Annotated in this window: 18 protein-coding genes; 9 read left to right on the plus strand and 9 right to left on the minus strand. The window is 73.0% G+C overall.

Annotated elements, in window-relative coordinates; translation table 11 throughout:
• A partial coding sequence (locus ACWGSR_RS12825; RefSeq protein ID WP_453566011.1) for a glycoside hydrolase family 3 C-terminal domain-containing protein occupies positions 1 to 1,476 on the plus strand: 1,476 nt, incomplete at its 5' end.
• Between the two features lie 60 nt (positions 1,477 to 1,536).
• Here the strand turns inward: ACWGSR_RS12825 and ACWGSR_RS12830 are convergent.
• The gene (locus ACWGSR_RS12830; protein WP_453566014.1) at positions 1,537 to 2,424 is read right to left on the minus strand and encodes an SGNH/GDSL hydrolase family protein; all 888 of its coding nucleotides are present in this window, start codon (positions 2,422 to 2,424) and stop codon (positions 1,537 to 1,539) included.
• 259 nt (positions 2,425 to 2,683) lie between these two features.
• On the opposite strand from ACWGSR_RS12830, the gene ACWGSR_RS12835 reads away from it, so the two are divergent.
• The gene (locus tag ACWGSR_RS12835) at positions 2,684 to 3,178 is read left to right on the plus strand and encodes a DUF3145 domain-containing protein (protein ID WP_376232691.1); all 495 of its coding nucleotides are present in this window, start codon (positions 2,684 to 2,686) and stop codon (positions 3,176 to 3,178) included.
• A gap of 124 nt (positions 3,179 to 3,302) precedes the next feature.
• Here the strand turns inward: ACWGSR_RS12835 and fabF are convergent, their stop codons facing one another.
• From fabF to fasR, 5 genes are all read right to left on the minus strand, one after another.
• Complete coding sequence (gene fabF / locus ACWGSR_RS12840) at positions 3,303 to 4,565, minus strand: beta-ketoacyl-ACP synthase II (RefSeq protein WP_453566017.1); 1,263 nt, start codon at positions 4,563 to 4,565, stop codon at positions 3,303 to 3,305.
• 78 nt (positions 4,566 to 4,643) lie between these two features.
• Positions 4,644 to 4,892, minus strand: coding sequence for an acyl carrier protein (locus tag ACWGSR_RS12845; RefSeq protein WP_366375737.1), 249 nt, complete (start codon positions 4,890 to 4,892; stop codon positions 4,644 to 4,646).
• Positions 4,893 to 4,947: 55 nt separating this feature from the next.
• A complete protein-coding gene (locus tag ACWGSR_RS12850; RefSeq protein ID WP_376232695.1) occupies positions 4,948 to 5,979 on the minus strand; it encodes a ketoacyl-ACP synthase III in 1,032 nt (343 codons plus the stop codon).
• Between the two features lie 18 nt (positions 5,980 to 5,997).
• On the minus strand, positions 5,998 to 6,918 hold the full coding sequence (locus ACWGSR_RS12855; RefSeq protein ID WP_376232697.1) for an ACP S-malonyltransferase: 921 nt from the start codon (positions 6,916 to 6,918) through the stop codon (positions 5,998 to 6,000).
• 89 nt (positions 6,919 to 7,007) lie between these two features.
• On the minus strand, positions 7,008 to 8,189 hold the full coding sequence (fasR, locus tag ACWGSR_RS12860) for a fatty acid biosynthesis transcriptional regulator FasR (protein WP_376232699.1): 1,182 nt from the start codon (positions 8,187 to 8,189) through the stop codon (positions 7,008 to 7,010).
• Between the two features lie 95 nt (positions 8,190 to 8,284).
• Between fasR and ACWGSR_RS12865 the strand changes: the two genes are divergently transcribed.
• A complete protein-coding gene (locus tag ACWGSR_RS12865) occupies positions 8,285 to 8,944 on the plus strand; it encodes a pirin family protein (RefSeq protein WP_453566189.1) in 660 nt (219 codons plus the stop codon).
• A gap of 203 nt (positions 8,945 to 9,147) precedes the next feature.
• Positions 9,148 to 9,798 (plus strand): flavin reductase family protein, encoded by a 651-nt coding sequence (locus ACWGSR_RS12870; protein ID WP_376232703.1) that lies wholly within the window; start codon positions 9,148 to 9,150, stop codon positions 9,796 to 9,798.
• Between the two features lie 64 nt (positions 9,799 to 9,862).
• On the opposite strand, the gene ACWGSR_RS12875 is transcribed toward ACWGSR_RS12870, so the two are convergent.
• The 3 genes from ACWGSR_RS12875 to ACWGSR_RS12885 all read right to left on the minus strand — a co-directional run bounded on the left by ACWGSR_RS12875 (position 9,863) and on the right by ACWGSR_RS12885 (position 11,970).
• A complete protein-coding gene (locus tag ACWGSR_RS12875; RefSeq protein ID WP_453566023.1) occupies positions 9,863 to 10,057 on the minus strand; it encodes a DUF397 domain-containing protein in 195 nt (64 codons plus the stop codon).
• Positions 10,041 to 10,682, minus strand: a complete 642-nt coding sequence (locus tag ACWGSR_RS12880) for a Scr1 family TA system antitoxin-like transcriptional regulator (RefSeq protein ID WP_376232706.1) — start codon at positions 10,680 to 10,682, stop codon at positions 10,041 to 10,043. The genes ACWGSR_RS12875 and ACWGSR_RS12880 overlap by 17 nt, the downstream gene beginning before the upstream one ends.
• A gap of 127 nt (positions 10,683 to 10,809) precedes the next feature.
• On the minus strand, positions 10,810 to 11,970 hold the full coding sequence (locus tag ACWGSR_RS12885; protein WP_453566025.1) for an Ig-like domain-containing protein: 1,161 nt from the start codon (positions 11,968 to 11,970) through the stop codon (positions 10,810 to 10,812).
• Positions 11,971 to 12,174: 204 nt separating this feature from the next.
• Between ACWGSR_RS12885 and ACWGSR_RS12890 the strand changes: the two genes are divergently transcribed.
• Genes ACWGSR_RS12890 through ACWGSR_RS12910 form a run of 5 tightly spaced genes read left to right on the plus strand, consistent with a single transcriptional unit; the run spans position 12,175 to position 17,806 of the window.
• The gene (locus ACWGSR_RS12890; protein WP_453566027.1) at positions 12,175 to 13,353 is read left to right on the plus strand and encodes a lipid II:glycine glycyltransferase FemX; all 1,179 of its coding nucleotides are present in this window, start codon (positions 12,175 to 12,177) and stop codon (positions 13,351 to 13,353) included.
• Positions 13,350 to 14,993: a murein biosynthesis integral membrane protein MurJ gene (gene murJ, locus ACWGSR_RS12895; RefSeq protein ID WP_453566030.1), complete on the plus strand. Its 1,644-nt coding sequence runs from the start codon at positions 13,350 to 13,352 to the stop codon at positions 14,991 to 14,993. Before ACWGSR_RS12890 ends, murJ begins: the two co-directional genes overlap by 4 nt.
• 34 nt (positions 14,994 to 15,027) lie before the next feature.
• Positions 15,028 to 15,711, plus strand: a complete 684-nt coding sequence (locus ACWGSR_RS12900; RefSeq protein WP_453566032.1) for a response regulator — start codon at positions 15,028 to 15,030, stop codon at positions 15,709 to 15,711.
• Complete coding sequence (locus ACWGSR_RS12905; RefSeq protein ID WP_453566035.1) at positions 15,708 to 17,216, plus strand: ATP-binding protein; 1,509 nt, start codon at positions 15,708 to 15,710, stop codon at positions 17,214 to 17,216. Before ACWGSR_RS12900 ends, ACWGSR_RS12905 begins: the two co-directional genes overlap by 4 nt.
• Positions 17,213 to 17,806, plus strand: a complete 594-nt coding sequence (locus tag ACWGSR_RS12910) for a hypothetical protein (RefSeq protein WP_376232714.1) — start codon at positions 17,213 to 17,215, stop codon at positions 17,804 to 17,806. The genes ACWGSR_RS12905 and ACWGSR_RS12910 overlap by 4 nt, the downstream gene beginning before the upstream one ends.
• The last annotated feature ends 25 nt before the right edge of the window (positions 17,807 to 17,831 follow it).

Consider the following 17,831-nt stretch of genomic DNA (forward strand, 5'->3'; position numbering starts at 1 on the left):
GTACGGGACGGGGATCCCGTCCTCCCCCTCGCCCCCGGCACCACCGTCGCCCTCTCCGGCGCCGCCGCCCGTGACGCCCGCGTCCTCGGCGGCGGCTCCGCCCAGGTCTTCCCCGACCACGTCGTCTCCCCGCTCGACGGCCTCGCCGCCGTCCTGCCCGAAGGGGCCCTGACGTACGCGGTCGGCGCCGACCCCAGCGACGAACCCGCCCCCGCCGGCAAGGGGTTCACCCTCCGCGCCCGCTGCCGCGACGCCGCCGGGAACCTGCTCGGCGAGGGCTCCCTGCCCACCGGCCAGGTCCAGTGGATCGGCGGCGACCTGCCCGACGGCGTCACCCACGAGGCCCTCGCCTCCGTCGAGGTCGTCGGCACCTTCACCCCGCGCGAGACCGGCGCGCACTCCTTCGGCACCCGGGGCCTCGGCGCCTTCGTCCTCGCCGTCGACGGCGAGACCGTCTTCGACGGCGTCCAGGCCATGGGCTCCGAGACCGACCCCTTCGAGGCCTTCTTCGGCTCCCCGGTCGAGCGCGCCGAGGTCCCGCTCACCGCCGGCGAGACCGTCGAGGTCTCCCTGCTCCACACCCTCGACGAGGAGTTCGCGGCCCCGCTGCCGGCCGTCGCCTTCTCCCTCGTCCACCTCGGTCCGCGCCGTGACCCCGACGAACTGATCGCCGAAGCCGTCGGGGCCGCCCGCGCCGCCGACACCGCCGTCGTGGTCGTCGCCACCACCGAACGCGTCGAGTCCGAGGGCTTCGACCGCGCGGACCTCAGGCTCCCCGGCCGCCAGGACGACCTCGTACGGGCCGTCGCCGCCGCCAACCCGAACACCGTGGTCGTGGTCAACGCCGGTTCCCCGGTCGAGATGCCCTGGCGCGAGGACGTGGCCGCGGTCCTGCTCGCCTGGTTCCCCGGCCAGGAGGGCGGCGCCGCCCTCGCCGACGTCCTCACCGGCGCCGAGGAGCCCGGCGGACGCCTCCCCACCACCTGGCCCGCCGTCCTCGCCGACGCCCCCGTCACCGACGTCGTCCCCGTCGACGGGCGACTCGACTACGCCGAGGGCCCCTTCATCGGCCACCGCGCCTGGGACCGGAGCGGGCGGACCCCCGCGTACGCCTTCGGCCACGGCCTCGGCTACACCACCTGGTCGTACGACTCCCTGGTCACGGGCCCGGACAGGGCTACCGTCCGGATCACCAACACCGGTGACCGGCCGGGCCGCGAGACCGTCCAGATCTATCTGGCGCCCGCGCCCTCCTCCGGCGTCCCCGAGCGCCCGGCCCGCCTCCTCGCCGGCTTCGCGAGCGTCGAGGCGGGCCCCGGGGAGACCGTCGAGACCGGGATCGCGCTGTCCCGCCGGGCCTTCGAGGTCTGGGACGAGGAGAAGGACGACTGGACCTTCGTTCCCGGGGCATACGAGGTCAGGGCCGCACACTCCCTCGACGACGTGCGCCTGACGGCCGTGCTGGAGATCGACTGACCTCCGGCGCGGGCCCCGGGACGGCCCCGGGGCGGGACCTGACACCCGCCCCGGGGCCCCTCACCCCGCCGTGATCCGCCGGTACGCCAGCTCCGCCAGCCGCGCCTGGCCGTCCCGGCTCGGATGGAACCAGTCCCAGGGGCTCAACTGGGCCCCGTCGAAGCGGAATCCGTGGACCGCCCCGCCGTCGTACCGGCAGCGCTCGTCCTTCGCACAGACCTCCGCCAGCACCTTGTTGTACGCCTCCACCCGCTCCGACACCGTCGTGCGCCGCCGCTCAGCCTCGGGCCCCAGGTTCGCCGCGTCCGCCAGCATCGAGCCGCAGATCCCCAGGTCCCAGATGCTCGCCGCGCCGCCGAGCCGGCCCGTCGACCACAGGTGCTTCAGGTCCGGCACGCTCGCCACGTACACCTGCGCCTCCGGCGCCGCCGCCCGCAGCCGGGCGAGCGCCGCCGCGAAGGAGGCGCGGAACTCCCCGACCGGGGTCATCAGGCCCGGGGTCGGCCGGCAGGCGTCGTTCGCACCCATCATCACCGTCACCAGCTCCGGCTTCCGGGCCGCCGCGGCGGTCATCTGCTCCGGGAGCTCCGCCATCCGCGCCCCCGTCCGCGCCAGGTTCCAGCTCCGGCCGGCCGCCTTCTCCGGGCCCAGGAGCCGCAGCGCCAGGCTGTTGACGGCCGCGTCCGTCCCGGTCGCCCAGGAGGCCTCGGGGCAGTCCGCCAGGAGCGAGCAGGCGTCGAAGGCGCGGGTGATGGAGTCGCCGACGGCGGCGAGGGAGGAGGGGGAGGCGTTCCAGGAGGAGGTGGGCGTCGGGCTCGGGGCCGGCGTGCTCCTGGCGGGGGCGGGCGGCTCGGAGGTCCCGGAGGAGCATCCGGCCAGCGCCCCGGCGCACAGCAGCGCCGCCGTCGCGGCGGCGACGGCGGTGCGGAATCGGCGTCGGCCGCGCATCCCCGGCCCCTCCTTCGGCGTCCTCGCGGGTGAAAGCTTCGTGTGCACGGTCATCGGTCCGACCGTACGTCACCCCGATGACGGTGCGGCACGGTAGCTTTTCCCCCGTCGAACCAGAGGCGCCCTCGCCGACCGGCTCCGGTAAATTACATCACGTCACAACCTGTCCCCTTTTTGAGGGTTTGTGAAGATCCCCTCCCGATGATGTTTACTGAGGCCGCTGGGAAAAGGCGAACCTCGTCCCACACTGGAGGTCCCGGTGACGACACGTGGAGTCCTGTACGTACACTCCGCACCGCGCGCGCTCTGCCCGCACGTCGAATGGGCGGTGGCGGGCGTCCTCGGTGCGAGGGTCCAGCTCGACTGGGTCCGCCAGCCGGCGTCCCCCGGCACCTGGAGAGCGGAACTCTCCTGGAAGGGCGAGACCGGCACCGCCTCCCGGATCGCCTCCGCCCTGCGCGGCTGGCAGATGCTCCGCTTCGAGGTCACGGCGGAGCCCTGCCCCACCGCCGAGGGCGAGCGCTACAGCGCCACCCCCGACCTGGGCATCTTCCACGCCGTCACCGGCATGCACGGCGACATCCTGGTCCCCGAGGACCGCCTCCGGGCCGCCCTGGCGCGCTCCGCGCAGGGCGAGACGCCGCTGGAGGCCGAGATCGCCGAGCTCCTCGGCAAGCCCTGGGACGACGAGCTGGAGCCCTTCCGCTACGCCGGCGAGGGCGCCCCGGTCCGCTGGCTCCACCAGGTCGTCTGACGCCCCCTCGCATCCGCGGGAAGGCCTGCGGGAAGGCCCGCCCCCGGCACCGGACGAAACACGACGGAGGCCCGCCCCCTGGTCGGGGAGCGGGCCTCCGGTGCGTCCGTGCCGATCGGGTCGATCAGACCGTGCGGAACGCCAGGACCACGTTGTGGCCGCCGAAGCCGAACGAGTTGTTGATCGCGGCGACCGTGCCCTCCGGGAGCGGACGGGCCTTGCCGCGGACGATGTCCGCGTCGATCTCCGGGTCCAGCTCGTCGACGTTGATCGTCGGCGGGGCGAGGCGGTGGTGCAGCGCCAGGACCGTCGCGACGGTCTCGATGCCGCCCGCGCCGCCGAGGAGGTGACCCGTCATCGACTTCGTCGCGGAGATCGCGACGTGGTCCAGGTCGTCGCCCAGGACGCTCCGCAGCGCCTTGATCTCGGCGGCGTCGCCCTGCGGCGTCGACGTGGCGTGCGCGTTCAGGTGGACGACCTCGGACGGCTTCAGGTCCGTCGAGTCCAGCAGGTTCCGCATCGCGGCCGCGATGCCCCGGCCGGTCGGCTCGGGCTGCGCGATGTGGTGGCTGTCGGCCGACAGGCCCTGGCCCAGGACCTCGCAGTAGACGCGCGCGCCGCGCGCCTTCGCGTGCTCCTCGGACTCCAGGACCACGACGCCCGCGCCCTCGCCGAGCACGAAGCCGTCACGGCCGGTGTCGTACGGGCGCGAGGCCTTCTCGGGCTCGTCGTTGCTCTTGGACATCGCCATCATGTTGGCGAAGGCGGCGATCGGCAGCGGGTGGATCGCGGCCTCGGTGCCACCGGCGACGACCACGTCCGCACGGCCGGTGCGGATCATCTCGACGGCGTAGCCGATCGCCTCGGCGCCCGACGCGCACGCGGAGACCGGGGTGTGGACGCCCGCCCGGGCGTTCACCTCCAGACCCACGTTCGCCGAGGGGCTGTTGGGCATGAGCATGGGGACGGTGTGCGGGGAGACGCGGCGGACGCCCTTCTCCTTCAGCACGTCGTACTGGTCGAGCAGCGTGGTGACACCGCCGATGCCGGAGGCGATGACGGAACCGAGCCGCTCGGGCGCGATGTTCTCGTCCTCGCCGGCCGGGGCGGTGTAGCCCGCGTCGGCCCACGCCTCGCGGGCCGCGATCACGGCGAACTGCGCCGAGCGGTCCAGCTTGCGGGCGAGCGGGCGGGGAAGGACCTCACCGGGGTCGACGGCGGCCGTCGCGGCGATCTTCACGGGCAGTTCGGCGAAACGTTCGCCCTCGAGCGGACGGACGCCGGAACGCCCCGCGATCAGACCTTCCCAGGTCGATGCGGAGTCGCCACCCAGCGGTGTGGTTGCGCCGATACCGGTGACGACCACGGTGCGATTGGTCGGGCTCACAGGAATTCTTTCTCCCTAGGGTGATGGTCGAAATGCGGCGCCACCGCCGGGTGGCTGACCGGAACAGCGAGGGCCGGATCAGCCCTGGTGCTTCAGGATGTAGTCGACGGCGTCGCCCACGGTCTTGAGGTTCTTGACGTCCTCGTCGGGGATCTTGACGTCGAAACGCTCTTCGGCGGCGACGACGACCTCGACCATGGACAGCGAGTCGACGTCCAGGTCGTCGGTGAAGGACTTGTCCAGCTGGACGTCCTCGGCCGGGATGCCCGCGATCTCGTTGACGATCTCGGCGAGACCTTCGACGATCTGCTCCTGGGTGAAGGCCATGGTGGCGCTCCTTCTGTGGTTGCTTCGGTAAGGGACTTCCGGGAGATCCGGGTGCCTAGGGGAGGGTAACGACCGTCGCGGCGTAGACGAGACCCGCCCCGAAGCCGATGACGAGCGCGGTGTCGCCGCTCTTCGCCTTCCCGGTCGCCAGGAGCCGCTCCATGGCGAGCGGGATCGAGGCGGCCGAGGTGTTGCCGGTGGTCTCCACGTCACGGGCGACCGTGACGTGCTCCGGCAGCTTCAAGGTCTTCACCATCGAGTCGATGATCCGCATGTTCGCCTGGTGCGGGATGAAGACGTCCAGTTCGTCCGCCGTGATGCCGGCGGCGTCCAGGGCCTGCTGGGCGACCTTCGCCATCTCGAAGACGGCCCAGCGGAAGACCGCCTGGCCCTCCTGCGTGATGGCGGGGAACTTGATCTCGCCCCGCTCGTTGAGCGGGAGCTGCGAGACGTCGCCGACGCGGAAGTCGTCCCACGGGACGGTCTGCTTGATCGTCTCGGACTTGTCGCCCTCGGAACCCCAGACCGTGGGGCCGATGTGCGGCTCGTCCGACGGACCGACGACCACGGCACCGGCGCCGTCGCCGAACAGGAAGGCCGTCGCGCGGTCCTCCAGATCCGTCAGGTCGCTCAGCCGCTCGACGCCGATGACGAGCACGTACTCCGCCGAACCCTCGACGATCATGCCCTTGGCGAGGGTCAGGCCGTAGCCGAAGCCCGCGCAGCCGGCCGAGATGTCGAACGCGGCGGGCTTGCCCGCGCCGATCCGGTCCGCGATCTCCGTCGCGATCGCCGGGGTCTGGTGGAAGTGCGACACCGTGGAGACGACCACGGCGCCGATCTGCTCCGGGCTGATCCCGGCGTCCGCGATGGCCTTTCCGGAGGCCTCCACCGACATCGCGGCGACGGTCTCCTCCGGAGAGGCCCAGTGGCGGGTGGCGATGCCGGAGCGCGAGCGGATCCACTCGTCGGACGAGTCGATCGTCTCGAGGATCACCTCGTTCGGCACGACCCGCGTGGGACGGTAACCGCCCACGCCGAGGATCCGCGCGTACGGGGCGCCCTTGCTGGGCTTGATCTTCGACATGCTTCTCGACACTCCTCGTCAGACGGCCGCGTGCTCGGCGATGAGCGTACGGGCCGCGTCCAGGTCGTCGGGAGTCTTCAGGGCGACCGTGGACACGCCCGGCAGGGCCCGCTTGGCGATGCCGGTCAGGGTGCCGCCGGGGCACACCTCGATCAGCGCTGTCGCGCCCAGGTCGTGGAAGGTCTCCATGCACAGGTCCCAGCGGACCGGGTTGGCGACCTGGCCGACCAGGCGGGCCACGATCTCGGCGCCGTCCGAGACGACCTTCCCGTCCTTGTTGGAGACGTAGCGGGTGGTCGGGGCGGCCGGCGACAGCAGCGCCGCGGCCTCCTCCAGCTTCGCCACGGCCGGGGCCATGTGGCGCGTGTGGAAGGCGCCGGCGACCTTGAGCGCCACGACCCGGCGGACGCCCTCGGGCTTGTCCGCCTCCAGGGCGGCCAGTTCCTCCAGGGTGCCGGCGGCCACGATCTGGCCCGCGCCGTTCACGTTGGCGGCCGTCAGGCCGAGCTTCTCCAGGTGCGGGACGGTGACCTCGGGGTCGCCGCCGAGCAGCGCCGACATGCCGGTCGCCGTGATCGCGGCGGCCTCCGCCATCGCGAGTCCGCGGGTCCGCACGAGCCGCAGCGCCGCCGTGTCGTCGAGCACGCCCGCGAACGCGGCCGCGGTGAACTCGCCGACGCTGTGACCGGCGACGACGCCGGGCGCGAGGTCATCGCCGAGCGCGGCCGCGGAGAGCAGGCCGGCGGCGACGAGCAGGGGCTGTGCCACGGCGGTGTCGCGGATCTCGTCCGCGTCCGCCTTCGTGCCGTAGTGGGCGAGGTCGAGCCCGATGGCGTCGGACCAGGCCGCCACGCGGTCGGCGGCGCCGGGGAGTTCGAGCCAGGGGGTCAGGAAGCCGGGCGTCTGAGCGCCTTGGCCGGGAGCGACGAGTACGAGCACCCTCACACTCTCTCTTGGGGACGGCTCCGAGCGCCCGTGGGGACAAGGACGAAGAACCGTCGGGGGAATTGTTGGTGTTCGACAAAAGTCTAGGACTGCGTATCGCCGTCGGCCAAGCGTCCCAGGATGAGCGCGATCCGCAGGGTGAAGGCGGAGCGGACGTCGGAGGGTGACCAGCCGGTGACGTCGGTCACACGTCGGAGCCGGTAGCGCACGGTATTCGGGTGGACGAAGAGCATCCGTGCCGCGCCTTCCAGGCTGCTCGCCTGCTCCAGGTAGACACTGAGAGTTTCCAGAAGCGCCGACCCGGCTTCCTCCAGCGGTCTGTAGATCTCCTCCACCAACTGCTCGCGCGCCGAAGGGTCGGAGGCGATGGCGCGCTCCGGCAGCAGGTCGTCCGCGAGGACCGGGCGCGGAGCGTCCTGCCAGGCCGAGCAGGCCTTCAGTCCGGCCGCGGCGGCCTGCGCGGAACGCGTCGCCGCGAGCAGGTCGGGGACCACCGGGCCGGCCACCACCGGGCCCGGCGCGTACGGTCCGATCAGGGCCTTCGCCACCGCGAGGGGGTTGTCGTCGCCGCCCGCGATCACGACGAGCCGGTTCCCGAGGACCCCGGTGAGCACCTGGAGCTTGGCGTGCCGGGCCGCCCGGCGGATCGCCTCCACCGTCAGCTCGCTGTCCCCGTCCGGGGCCGTGCCGAGCAGCACGCACACGTGGTCCGGGGAGTTCCAGCCGAGCGCGGCGGCCCGCGACACCGCGCCCTCGTCCGCCTCGCCGGACAGCACGGCGTTCACCACGAGTGACTCCAGGCGCGCGTCCCACGCGCCCCGGGCCTCGGCCGCCTGCGCGTACACCTGGGCCGTCGCGAAGGCGATCTCCCGGGCGTAGACGAGGAGGGCCTCGCGGAGGACCGACTCGTCGCCCGGCGCGGCGACCTCCTCGATCGCCGACTCCATCACCTCGATGGTGGTCCGGACCATCTCCACGGTCTGGCGCAGGGTGATCGCCCGGGTCAGCTCGCGCGGCGCGGTGCCGAAGACGTCCGTCGAGATCGCCTGCGGGGTCTCCGGGTGCCGGAACCACTCGGTGAACGCGGCGATGCCGGCCTGGGCGACGAGCCCGATCCACGACCGGTTCTCGGGCGGCATCGCGCGGTACCACGGCAGCGTCTCGTCCATGCGGGCGATGGCACCGGCGGCGAGCCGCCCGGAGGACTGCTCCAGGCGCTTCAGGGTCGCGGCGTGCGGATGGGAGGCGTTCACGGGTTCAGGCACGGGGACAAGACTGCCTTATCCGGACGCCGACGTGCGGGGTCGGGGCGGGTTCGCCTCCGGCGGGGGGCGGCCGGGTGGCTACGGTGGGGCCCGTGATACGCATCCAGCGCGCGGGCGAGCGCTACCCCGGCGGCGACCCGGCTGCGGGCATCCTCACCCGGCACGCCTTCTCCTTCGGCCCGCACTACGACCCCGACAACCTCCGCTTCGGCTCGCTGATCGCCTGCAACGAGGAGCGGCTCGCACCGGGGGCCGGATTCGACGAGCACCCGCACAGCCACACCGAGATCGTCACCTGGGTCGTCGAGGGCGAACTCACCCACCGCGACTCGACGGGCCGCGCGACGCTCGTCCGCGCGGGCGACCTCCAGCACCTCAGCGCGGCGGCGGGCGTCCGGCACGTGGAACGCAACGACGCCGACACCCCCCTGGTCTTCGTACAGATGTGGCTCGCCCCGCCGTCGTTCGGCGGGGAGCCGGCGTACGAGGTGGTGCGCGGGATCGGCGACGCCACCCCGTACGAACTCCCGGGCGCGGGCGCGACCCTGCGCGTCCACCGCCTGAAGAAGGACGAACGGGCACCGCTCCCGGACGCCGGCTCCGTCTACGTCCACGTGACGCGCGGCACGGTGCGCGTCGGCACTGAGGAACTCACCCCGGGCGACGCGGCCCGCGCCACCGACGAGAAGGGCCTCGCTCTGCTCGCGACGGGTGAAGCGGAGGTCCTGGTGTGGGAGATGCGGCGCCCGGGTTAGGCGTGTGCTCCCGACCGCCTCACGGGTCGGCCGATGCGCCGGGCCGGGCGGAGGCTTGCGCGGGGGCCGCCCGCCAGAAGTCCGGCCAGAGCGGGCAGGTCCGGGCCCTCCGGGTGCGCGTCATGCGTTTCTCGTCGCCGTCCCTCATCCACCAGCGATCCTTCGGTGATCACCGAAGAGTCTTCACCCTATGGTCGACTCCCATGAACACCGCGACACCCAGCACCGTGCCCGACACATCGGCCGCCCATGTGACCATCGAGCCGAGCGTTTTGTACTTCGGAACGCCAGTCGTACTGATCTCGACGGAGAATGAGAACGGCTCCTTCAACCTGGCGCCGATGTCCTCGGCCTGGGCGCTCGGCCATGTTCTCGTCCTCGGTCTGGGCCCCGAGGGACAGACCGCGCACAATCTCCTCAGCCGCCCCGATCTCGTGGTCAACCTCCCGGCGCCGGCCCAGTGGCCGGCGGTGGAGCGGCTGGCACCGCTGACCGGACGCACCCCGATACCCGTGAGCAAGCGCGGCACCTTCCGCTTCGAGCCGGACAAGTTCGCCGCTGCCGACCTGCGACCTGAACCCTCCGAGCTGGTCCGGCCGCCCAGGGCCGCCGAATGCCCCATCCAGTTGGAGGCACGCGCCGCCCGGGTCCAACCCGACGCCTCCGGGGCGTTCCTCATCGTCGAAGCCCACGTGCTCAAGGTCCACGCCCATCCGCATGTCGTCGTCCCCGGATCCCAGCACATCGATCCGGCCGCGTGGAGCCCGCTGATCTACAACTTCCGCCACTACTACGGACTGGGCACCGAACTCGGCCACAGCTTTCGCTCCCAGACACCCCGGCAAGACCGCTGACCGGCTCGAAAGCGGTATGACGTGACGGGGAGGGTCTGTTCGGGGCCGTTACTGAGAGGGGCTCCTAGCGGAGCCCCTCCACGAACGCCTGCCACGCCTCGGCGCCCATGACCAGGGCCGGGCCCGCCGGGTTCTTGCTGTCGCGGACCGGGACGACGCCGGGGAAGCCGTCGGCGACCTCGACGCAATCACCGCCGTTGGTTCCGCTGTACGACGACTTCCGCCACCGTGCTCCGGTCAGGTCAGGACGGGTCTCCATAGCGTTCCTCCATCACGCGAGCGATCAGTACTGCCGAGTCCTCGACAGAGAGGGCCGTGGCTTGCAGCCGAGCGTAGCCGACTGAACGGTCCTTGATCACCGAGGGATTGGCGGTCATGTGCCCCTGGTCATAGCTCTCGGCGTAGAAGATGTCGGGGTCGTCCTCGAACCTGAGGAGATTGAACGACCCCATGAGTGCCGTGTGTTCACCGGCCGACATCTCCTCGGTCTTGTCCGGGTAGTCGACGGCCAGCAGTGCCCGCGCGTACTCCGGCGTCTGCAACAGGCCGTACACGACCTGTGCCTGGAAGGCGGAGATGTACGTGGCGCGCGCCTCCAGGTCCGCGTACGGCTGGAACCACGCCGGCAGTCGGCTGCGCAGCACCAGGCCGACCAGTCGGCAGAACGCTCCGTCGGTATCGAGTGCCGCGTCCACCCGCTCCGAGAACTCGCGGGTGGGGAGCTTTCTCGCCGTTTCGATCTGGCCGACGAGGGAGCCCGTGCAGAAGATGGCGTCCCCGAGCTGCTGTTGCGTGAGCCGGTGCGCCTCACGCCGACGGCGGAGTTCCCAGCCGTAGTAGTCCAGCGGGGAAGCGCTGGGATCGAGTTCCTGAATGTTGACCATGGTCAGCGCCTCCGGCCTGCGACGCGCGGCGTTCTTGTCGCCGAGCGTAGTCAGGAGATCGCGGGCCGGAGGCGCGAATCACTTAAACCACCCGTGAGAGTGGGCGAGTTGAGGCCTGGGCCCGCGCTCAGCTCAGCGCGCTCTTCGCCTTCCACTCCGCCCAGCTCACGTTCCACGCGCCGTAGCCGTTGCCCTCGGCCACCGTGCCCTTCGTGTCGGCGCCCTTGATCTCGAACGGGTCGCCCGGCTTCACCAGGGAGTAGAGGGCGGCCGCGTTCGCGTCGCTCATGCCGATGCAGCCCGAGCTGTGGTTGGCGTTGCCGAAGTAGCGGGCGTTCCACGGGGCCGCGTGGGCGTACATGCCCGACCAGGTCAGGCGCATCGAGTAGTCGACCATCTTGTCGTAGGCGTCGCCCAGGCCGACGGTCTCCGAGTTCATGTTGATGGTGCCCTCCTTCGCCATCAGGACGGCCGTGCCCCGCCAGGAGCGCTTGTCGCCGCCTGGAGTGCCGCCGGAGACCGGGATCGTGCGGACGGCGCTGCCGTTCTTCAGGACCGTGAGCCGGTGGCTGTCCAGGTCCACCTTCACCACCTGCGCGTCGCCCACCGTGAAGCCCGTGGCGTAGTCCCGTACGAACCAGCCGCCGCCCGAGTCCGTGCCGTTCAGAGCCGCTTCGAGGGTGACCTTCGTGCCCGGCTTCCAGTACTCCTTCGGCCGCCAGTCCGCCCTGTCCCGGCCCGACCAGTCCTTCACCCAGCCCCAGGAGCCCTCGGTGCCGTTCGAGGTCGTCACCTTGAGCTGCCTCTCGACGTCCGCCTTCTTCGTCACCGGGTGGTCGAAGACGATCGAGAGGGGGTGGGCGATGCCCACGGTGGTGTTCTTGCCCGGGGCGAGCGTCAGCTTGTTGACCTTCTCGGGGTCCGGCGTCGAGAAGGACGAACGGGTCGTCGTCTCCTTGCCGTCGGCGCCGCCGGCCGTGACCTCCACCGTGTACGAGGTGCCCGGGGCCGCCTTGCGGTCCGACGCCCAGCGCGTGCCGGTCGCGTCCACGCGGCCGGGGAGAGTGCCGCCCTTCGCGTCGGTGACCCTGACCCCCGCCAGCTTGCCGCCCGCGGCCGTCACCGTCACCGGCTTGCCCGCCGCCTTGTCCACGACCGTCACCTTCGCCGGTGGCGCCGGGGACCGCTCCGCCGGGGACTTGTCCGCCGCCTGGGCCGAGCAGGCCGTGAGGGAGACCGCCAGGGCGACGGCCGCGAGGGTGGGACGGGATGTGCGTATCGGCAGCACGGAAGGCCTCCGCGAGTGGGGAAGAGTGGGATGTTCCGGACTGTAGGACGGCCGGAACGGCTCGGAGGTTTCCGAACGCGCGTGTGACGTGGGCTGCGACGGAACGGTCATCGTCCGGTCACACACGCCGTGCGGCTCCGTCGCATTCGGCTGTGAGCCTGCTGTGCGCCCCACCACCGAGGGGCGGAACCAGGAGGCCCCGTTGTGTCAGCGTCGCTCGTGACGGCCGCGCCCGTCGAACGGACCGCTCCGCTCCGGCTCGGCCCCGTGACGCCCGAGGCGTACCGGGCGTTCCTCGCCACCCGGACCGGCGCGGACGGGCCCAGCTTCCTCCAAGTGCCCGCGTGGGCGCGGGTGAAGGAGGGATGGTGCCACCAACTGGTGGGATGGGGGCCCGAAGGGGGCGCGCTGACCGGTGCCGCGCTGGTGCTCCTGCGGCCCTTCCCCGGGACCCGCAAGTACTTCGCCTACCTTCCCGAAGGCCCCGTCGCCGACTGGGCCGACCCCGACCTGGACGGATGGCTCGGGCCGCTCCTCGGGCACTTGAGGGCCTCCGGGGCCTTCGCCGTGCGCATCGGACCCGGCCCCGCCCACCGCCGCTGGAACGCCTCCACCGTCAAGGCCGCCGCCGGAACCGGCCGCAGGATCTCCGACGTCCTCGCCGACGAGGTCGACCCGCTCGGCACCGCCGTCGCCGAACGCCTCCGGGCCCGGGGCTGGCGGCGCTGCGGCGGCGACTCCGAGGACGGCGCCGACGCCCAGCCCCGGCACGTCTTCCAGGTCCCGCTGACCGGCCGCAGCGCCGACGACCTGTGGTCCGGGCTCAACCAGGAGTGGCGCAGGAACGTGCGCAAGGCCCGCAAGGCCGGCGTCGAGGTCACGGTCGGCTCCGCCGCCGACCTGCCCGAGTTCTACCGGCTGCTGCGCATCACGGAGGAGCGGGACGGCTTCCGGCTCGGGCGTTCGCTCGCGTACTACGAGCGCCAGTACGCCGTCCTCAACGCCGAGGAGCCGGGGCGGATGAAGCTCTACCTGGCCCGCCACGGGGGCGAGGTCCTCGCCGCGCACACCATGGTCACCGTGGGCGGACGCGTCTGGTACCAGACCGGTGCCTCCGCCGACCACCGGCGCGAGGTCCGCCCCTCCAACGCCCTCCAGTGGCGCATGCTGCTCGACGCCCACGCCCTCGGCGCCGCCGTCTACGACCTGCGCGGGGTACCCTCCACCCTCGACCCGGACGACCGCGCCCACGGCCTCCTCCGCTGGAAGCTCGGCACGGGCGGCCGGGTCGTCGAGACGCTGGGGGAGTGGGAGACACCGATGCGGGGCACGACCAACCAGGCGCTCTACCGAGCCTTCCAGGCGTATCTGGCGCGCCGATGACGGCCACGCTCACCGCGCCGGTCGCGAAGAAGGCCCCCTCCGCCCTCCGCAGCGGCGCCCTCATGGCCGCCGGGTCGCTGGTCTCCCGCGCCACCGGCTTCGTCCGCGCCGCCGTCGTCGCCGCCGCGCTCGGCGCGGCCGTCGTCGCCGACGGCTACGCGGTCGGGAACTCCGTCCCCACGATCATCTACACCCTGCTCCTGGGCGGCGCCCTCAACGCCGTCTTCGTCCCCGAGCTCGTCAAGGCCGCCAAGGAGCACGAGGACGGCGGCGTCGCCTACACCGACCGGCTGCTCACGCTGTGCGCGCTCGCCCTCGTGGCGCTCACCGCCGTCGCCGTGCTCGCCGCGCCGCTCATCGTCGACACGTACACCGACTACACGGGCGCGCAGCGCGAGACGACCATCGCCTTCGCCCGCGCCTGCCTCCCGCAGATCTTCTTCCTCGGGCTCTTCACGCTCCTCGGACAGGTCCTCAACGCCCGGGGACGGTTCGGCGCCATGATGTGGACGCCCGTCCTCAACAACGTGGTCGTGGTGGCGGTCTTCGGCCTCTTCCTGGTCGTGAGCGACGGGGGCGCGCTCAGCGCGGGGGAGACCGCGCTCCTCGGGTGGGGCACCACCGCCGGGATCGCGCTCCAGGCCCTGGCCCTCGTCCCCTCGCTGCGCGCCGCCGGGTTCCGCTGGCGGCCCCGCTTCGACTGGCGCGGCAGCGGCCTCGCGGCCCCGCTGCGGTCGGCCGGCTGGCTGGTGCTGCTCGTCCTCACCAACCAGGGCGCGTACTGGGTGACCACCTGGATCGCCACCTCGGCGGGCGGCTCGGCGGCCGGCGGCGGTTCGGGCCTCGCCGGATACAACAACGCCTATCTGCTGTGGGCCGTCCCGCACGGCATCGTCACCGTCTCCCTGGTGACCGCGCTGCTGCCCCGGATGAGCGGGGCGGCGGCCGACGGCGACCTCGCCGGGGTCCGGCGGGACGTCTCGTACGCGCTGCGGACCAGCTCCGCCGCCGTCGTCCCCGCCGCCTGCGCGCTCCTCGCGCTCGCCGTGCCCCTGATGACGGTGGTCTTCCGGTACGGGGCGACGGACGACGGCGACATCCGCGCGATGTCCTGGATCCTGATGGCCCTCGCGCCCGGCCTCGTGGCCCTCTCCGGCCAGTACGTGTGCACCCGCGCCTTCTACGCCCTGCGCGACACCCGCACCCCCTTCCTGCTCAACCTGGTGATCGCCGGGCTGAACGCGGGCCTCTCCTTCTCCGCGTACCTTCTGCTGCCCGCCCGCTGGGCCGTCGCCGGGATGGCGGGGGCGTACTCGCTGGCGCTGTGGGCGGGCTGGGGCGTGACGGCGTACGTGCTGCGGCGGCGGCTCGGGGGCGGGGGGACCCGGGAGCCCGGGGGCTCCGGGGGCTCCGTCGCCGGGCTCGCGCGGCTGCTCGTCGCCGCCGTGCCCGCCGCCGGGTACGGGCTCCTCGTCACCGACCTGGTCGGCCCGGCCGGGGCCGTGCCCGCCGGGATCGCCGGGGCGCTCACGATCCTCGCCGTCTTCGCCGTCCTGGCCCGGCCCCTGCGCCTCACCGAGGTGCGGGACCTGCTCGACAAGCTGCTGGGCCGGCTCCGCCTCCCCGCATCCCGCGCGTGACACCCGCCCCGACGACTTTGGGATACTTCACGACATGCCCCGCGTGCTCCTGATAGAAGACGACCCCTCCGTCCGCGAGGGGGTCGAGCTCGGGCTGCGGCGGCGCGGGCACGAGGTGCGGACCGCGCCCACCGGGGAGGCGGGGCTCGCCGCGCTCGGGGAGTTCCGGCCGGACCTGCTCCTGCTCGACCTGATGCTGCCCGGCATGAACGGCGTCCAGGTCTGCCGCCGGGTCCGGGAGGGCAGCCAGCTCCCGATCATCATGCTGACCGCCCGGGGCGACGACTTCGACGTCGTCGTCGGCCTGGAGGCCGGAGCCGACGACTACATCGTCAAGCCCGCCCGCACCGAGGTCATCGAGGCGCGGATACGGGCCGTGCTCCGGCGGATCGAGGAGCCCGGCTCCGGGCGGTCCGCCATCGAGGTCCACGGGGAGCTGGCCGTCGACCGGGCCGGGCTCACCGTCGCCAAGGCGGGCGAGCGGATCGCCCTCGCCCCCTCCGAGATGAAGCTGCTGCTCCACCTCTCCGCCGCCCCCGAGCAGGTCTTCAGCCGGCAGCAGCTCCTCGAACACGTCTGGGAGCACAGCTACCACGGGGACGCCCGGCTGGTCGACGCCTGCGTCCGCCGGCTCCGGAACAAGATCGAGGACGTCCCCGGCGAACCCCGCTACATCCAGACCCTGCGCGGCTTCGGCTACCGCTTCGGACCGCTGTGAAGGTCCGCGGGGGAAAGGGCGGGGGTTCCGGGGCGCCCGATCCCGGGTCCCGCCGCCGGGCCCGCGCCCCGCGCCTGCGTCCGCATCCCTTCGGGCTGCGGACCCGGCTCGTCCTCGCCTTCCTGCTCGTCGCCGCCGTCGGCTGCGGCACCACCGCCGCCCTCACCTACCGGGCCGCCCGCAACGCCGTCCTGGAGCAGACCCAGAACACCGCCGTCTCCGCCTTCCGCGAGCAGGTCGACGAGCTGTACGTCAGCCTGCCCGTCGACGCCGACTCCCTGCGGGACGCGGTCCTCCGGATCGCCCGCCAGGGCAAGCCCCGACCCTGGCGCGTCTACGCCGAGTACGGCACCGTCCGCGTCTCCTCCACCGACCGGCCCGCCTCCTCCGTCATCACCCCCGAACTGCGGGCCCGCGCCCAAGCCAGGGACGCCTCCCCGCACGCCGGATTCCAGCGGGTCGTGAAGAACGGCACCCCCTACCTGACCATCGCCGTCCCCGCCGTCTTCCTGGCCCACCCCGAGGGAACCGCCCGGCCCACCGGCCTCGTCCTCTACGCCGTCATGGAGCTGAACGAGGAGGAGGCCAACGTCGAGGCCATGGTCACCGCCGCCCGCGACGGCGCCCTGCCCGCCCTCGCCGTCGCCCTGATCCCCGCCCTCCTCGCCGCCCGCGGCGTCCTGCGGCCCGTGCGGGAGCTGCGGCACGCCGCCCACAGCATGGGGCAGGGCCGCCTCGACACCCGCATCCACATCAAGGGCGGCGACGAACTCTCCGACCTGGCCCGCACGTTCAACGAGTCGGCCGCCCGGCTGGAACGCTCCGTCACCGAACTCCGCGAGGCCGAGGCCCGCGCCCGCCGCTTCGCCTCCGACGTCTCGCACGAACTGCGCACCCCGCTCGCCGGGATGCTCGCCGTCACCGAGGTCCTGGACGAGGACGCCGGGAGCCTCGACAGCGACACCGCCCGCGCGGTCCGCCTGATCAGCACCGAGACCGGGAAGCTCGCCGTGCTCGTCGAGGACCTGATGGAGATCTCCCGCTTCGACGCGCGCGCCGCCGAGCTGCACACGGACGAGGTCGACGCCGCCGACTGCGTCCGCAAGACCCTCCAGCACCGCCACTGGGACGACCCGGCGCAGGTCGTCCCGCACCTCACGGAGGGGATCAGGGCCCGGCTCGACCCGCGCCGCTTCGACGTCGTCGTCGCCAACCTCGTCGGCAACGCGCTGCGGCACGGCGCGGCGCCCGTCACGGTCCGGCTGTACGCGGAGGGGGACGTGCTGGTGACGGAGGTGTCCGACCGGGGGCCGGGCATCGACCCGGAGGTCCTGCCGCACGTCTTCGACCGCTTCTACAAGGCGGACCGGGCCAGGACCCGTTCGGCGGGCAGCGGCCTCGGCCTCGCGATCACCCTGGAGAACGTGCGGCTCCACGGCGGCACCGTCACGGCGGCCAACGGGCCGGAGGGCGGGGCCGTGTTCACCGTACGGACGCCGCTGTGAGGCGCCGGGCCGTCGTGGCGGCGACCGCCCTGCTCGCCCTGGCCGGCTGCGGCATACAGGAGACCGACGTCGTCGAGGCGGGCGGGGCCGCGACCGTCGTCGTCCAGCCGGTCCCCGAGGAGCGGATGACGCTCTACTTCGTCGGCCCCGACGGCCGGCTGATGCCGATGGTCCGCGACACGGGGCGCCCCTGGCCGGCCACCACCTCCCCGGCCGGCGACACGGTCCCGTACGACGGCTTCGGACCGGAGTACGAGATCTCCGCCGAGGCCCTGCGCCGCGAGCGGATCGGCACGGACAAGACCCTCGCCGCCCTGATGGCCGGGCCGAGGGCCGAGGAGACGGCGGCGGGCGTCACCACCGCCCTGCCGAAGAGCGGCAAGTGGACCCCGCGCGTGGAGGCGGAGCCGGGCGGACCGTCCGCCCCGGCGCGCCGGCTCCGGGTCTCCTTCCCCGTGAAGGGGCTCCCGGAGGCGGCCGTCCGCCAGCTCGTGTGCACGACCGCCTTCGCGGCGGACCAGACGGGCCGGACCGAGGTGACGATCACCGGCCCCGACGGCTCCCTGCCCGCCGCCCGCTGCGAGGGTTAGGCCCTGTCCGGCCACGATCCACCGG

It is taken from the genome of Streptomyces sp. NPDC055632, from assembly GCF_053618675.1.

Bases quoted from the DNA above. Each gene is read 5' to 3' on its own strand.
- ACWGSR_RS12830 (WP_453566014.1), bottom strand. From the start codon at position 2,424: ATGCGCGGCCGACGCCGATTCCGCACCGCCGTCGCCGCCGCGACGGCG.
- murJ (WP_453566030.1), top strand. From the start codon at position 13,350: ATGACGGCCACGCTCACCGCGCCGGTCGCGAAGAAGGCCCCCTCCGCC.
- ACWGSR_RS12875 (WP_453566023.1), bottom strand. From the start codon at position 10,057: ATGGAGACCCGTCCTGACCTGACCGGAGCACGGTGGCGGAAGTCGTCG.
- ACWGSR_RS12850 (WP_376232695.1), bottom strand. From the start codon at position 5,979: ATGTCGAAGATCAAGCCCAGCAAGGGCGCCCCGTACGCGCGGATCCTC.
- ACWGSR_RS12880 (WP_376232706.1), bottom strand. From the start codon at position 10,682: ATGGTCAACATTCAGGAACTCGATCCCAGCGCTTCCCCGCTGGACTAC.
- ACWGSR_RS12845 (WP_366375737.1), bottom strand. From the start codon at position 4,892: ATGGCCTTCACCCAGGAGCAGATCGTCGAAGGTCTCGCCGAGATCGTC.
- ACWGSR_RS12900 (WP_453566032.1), top strand. From the start codon at position 15,028: ATGCCCCGCGTGCTCCTGATAGAAGACGACCCCTCCGTCCGCGAGGGG.
- ACWGSR_RS12870 (WP_376232703.1), top strand. From the start codon at position 9,148: ATGAACACCGCGACACCCAGCACCGTGCCCGACACATCGGCCGCCCAT.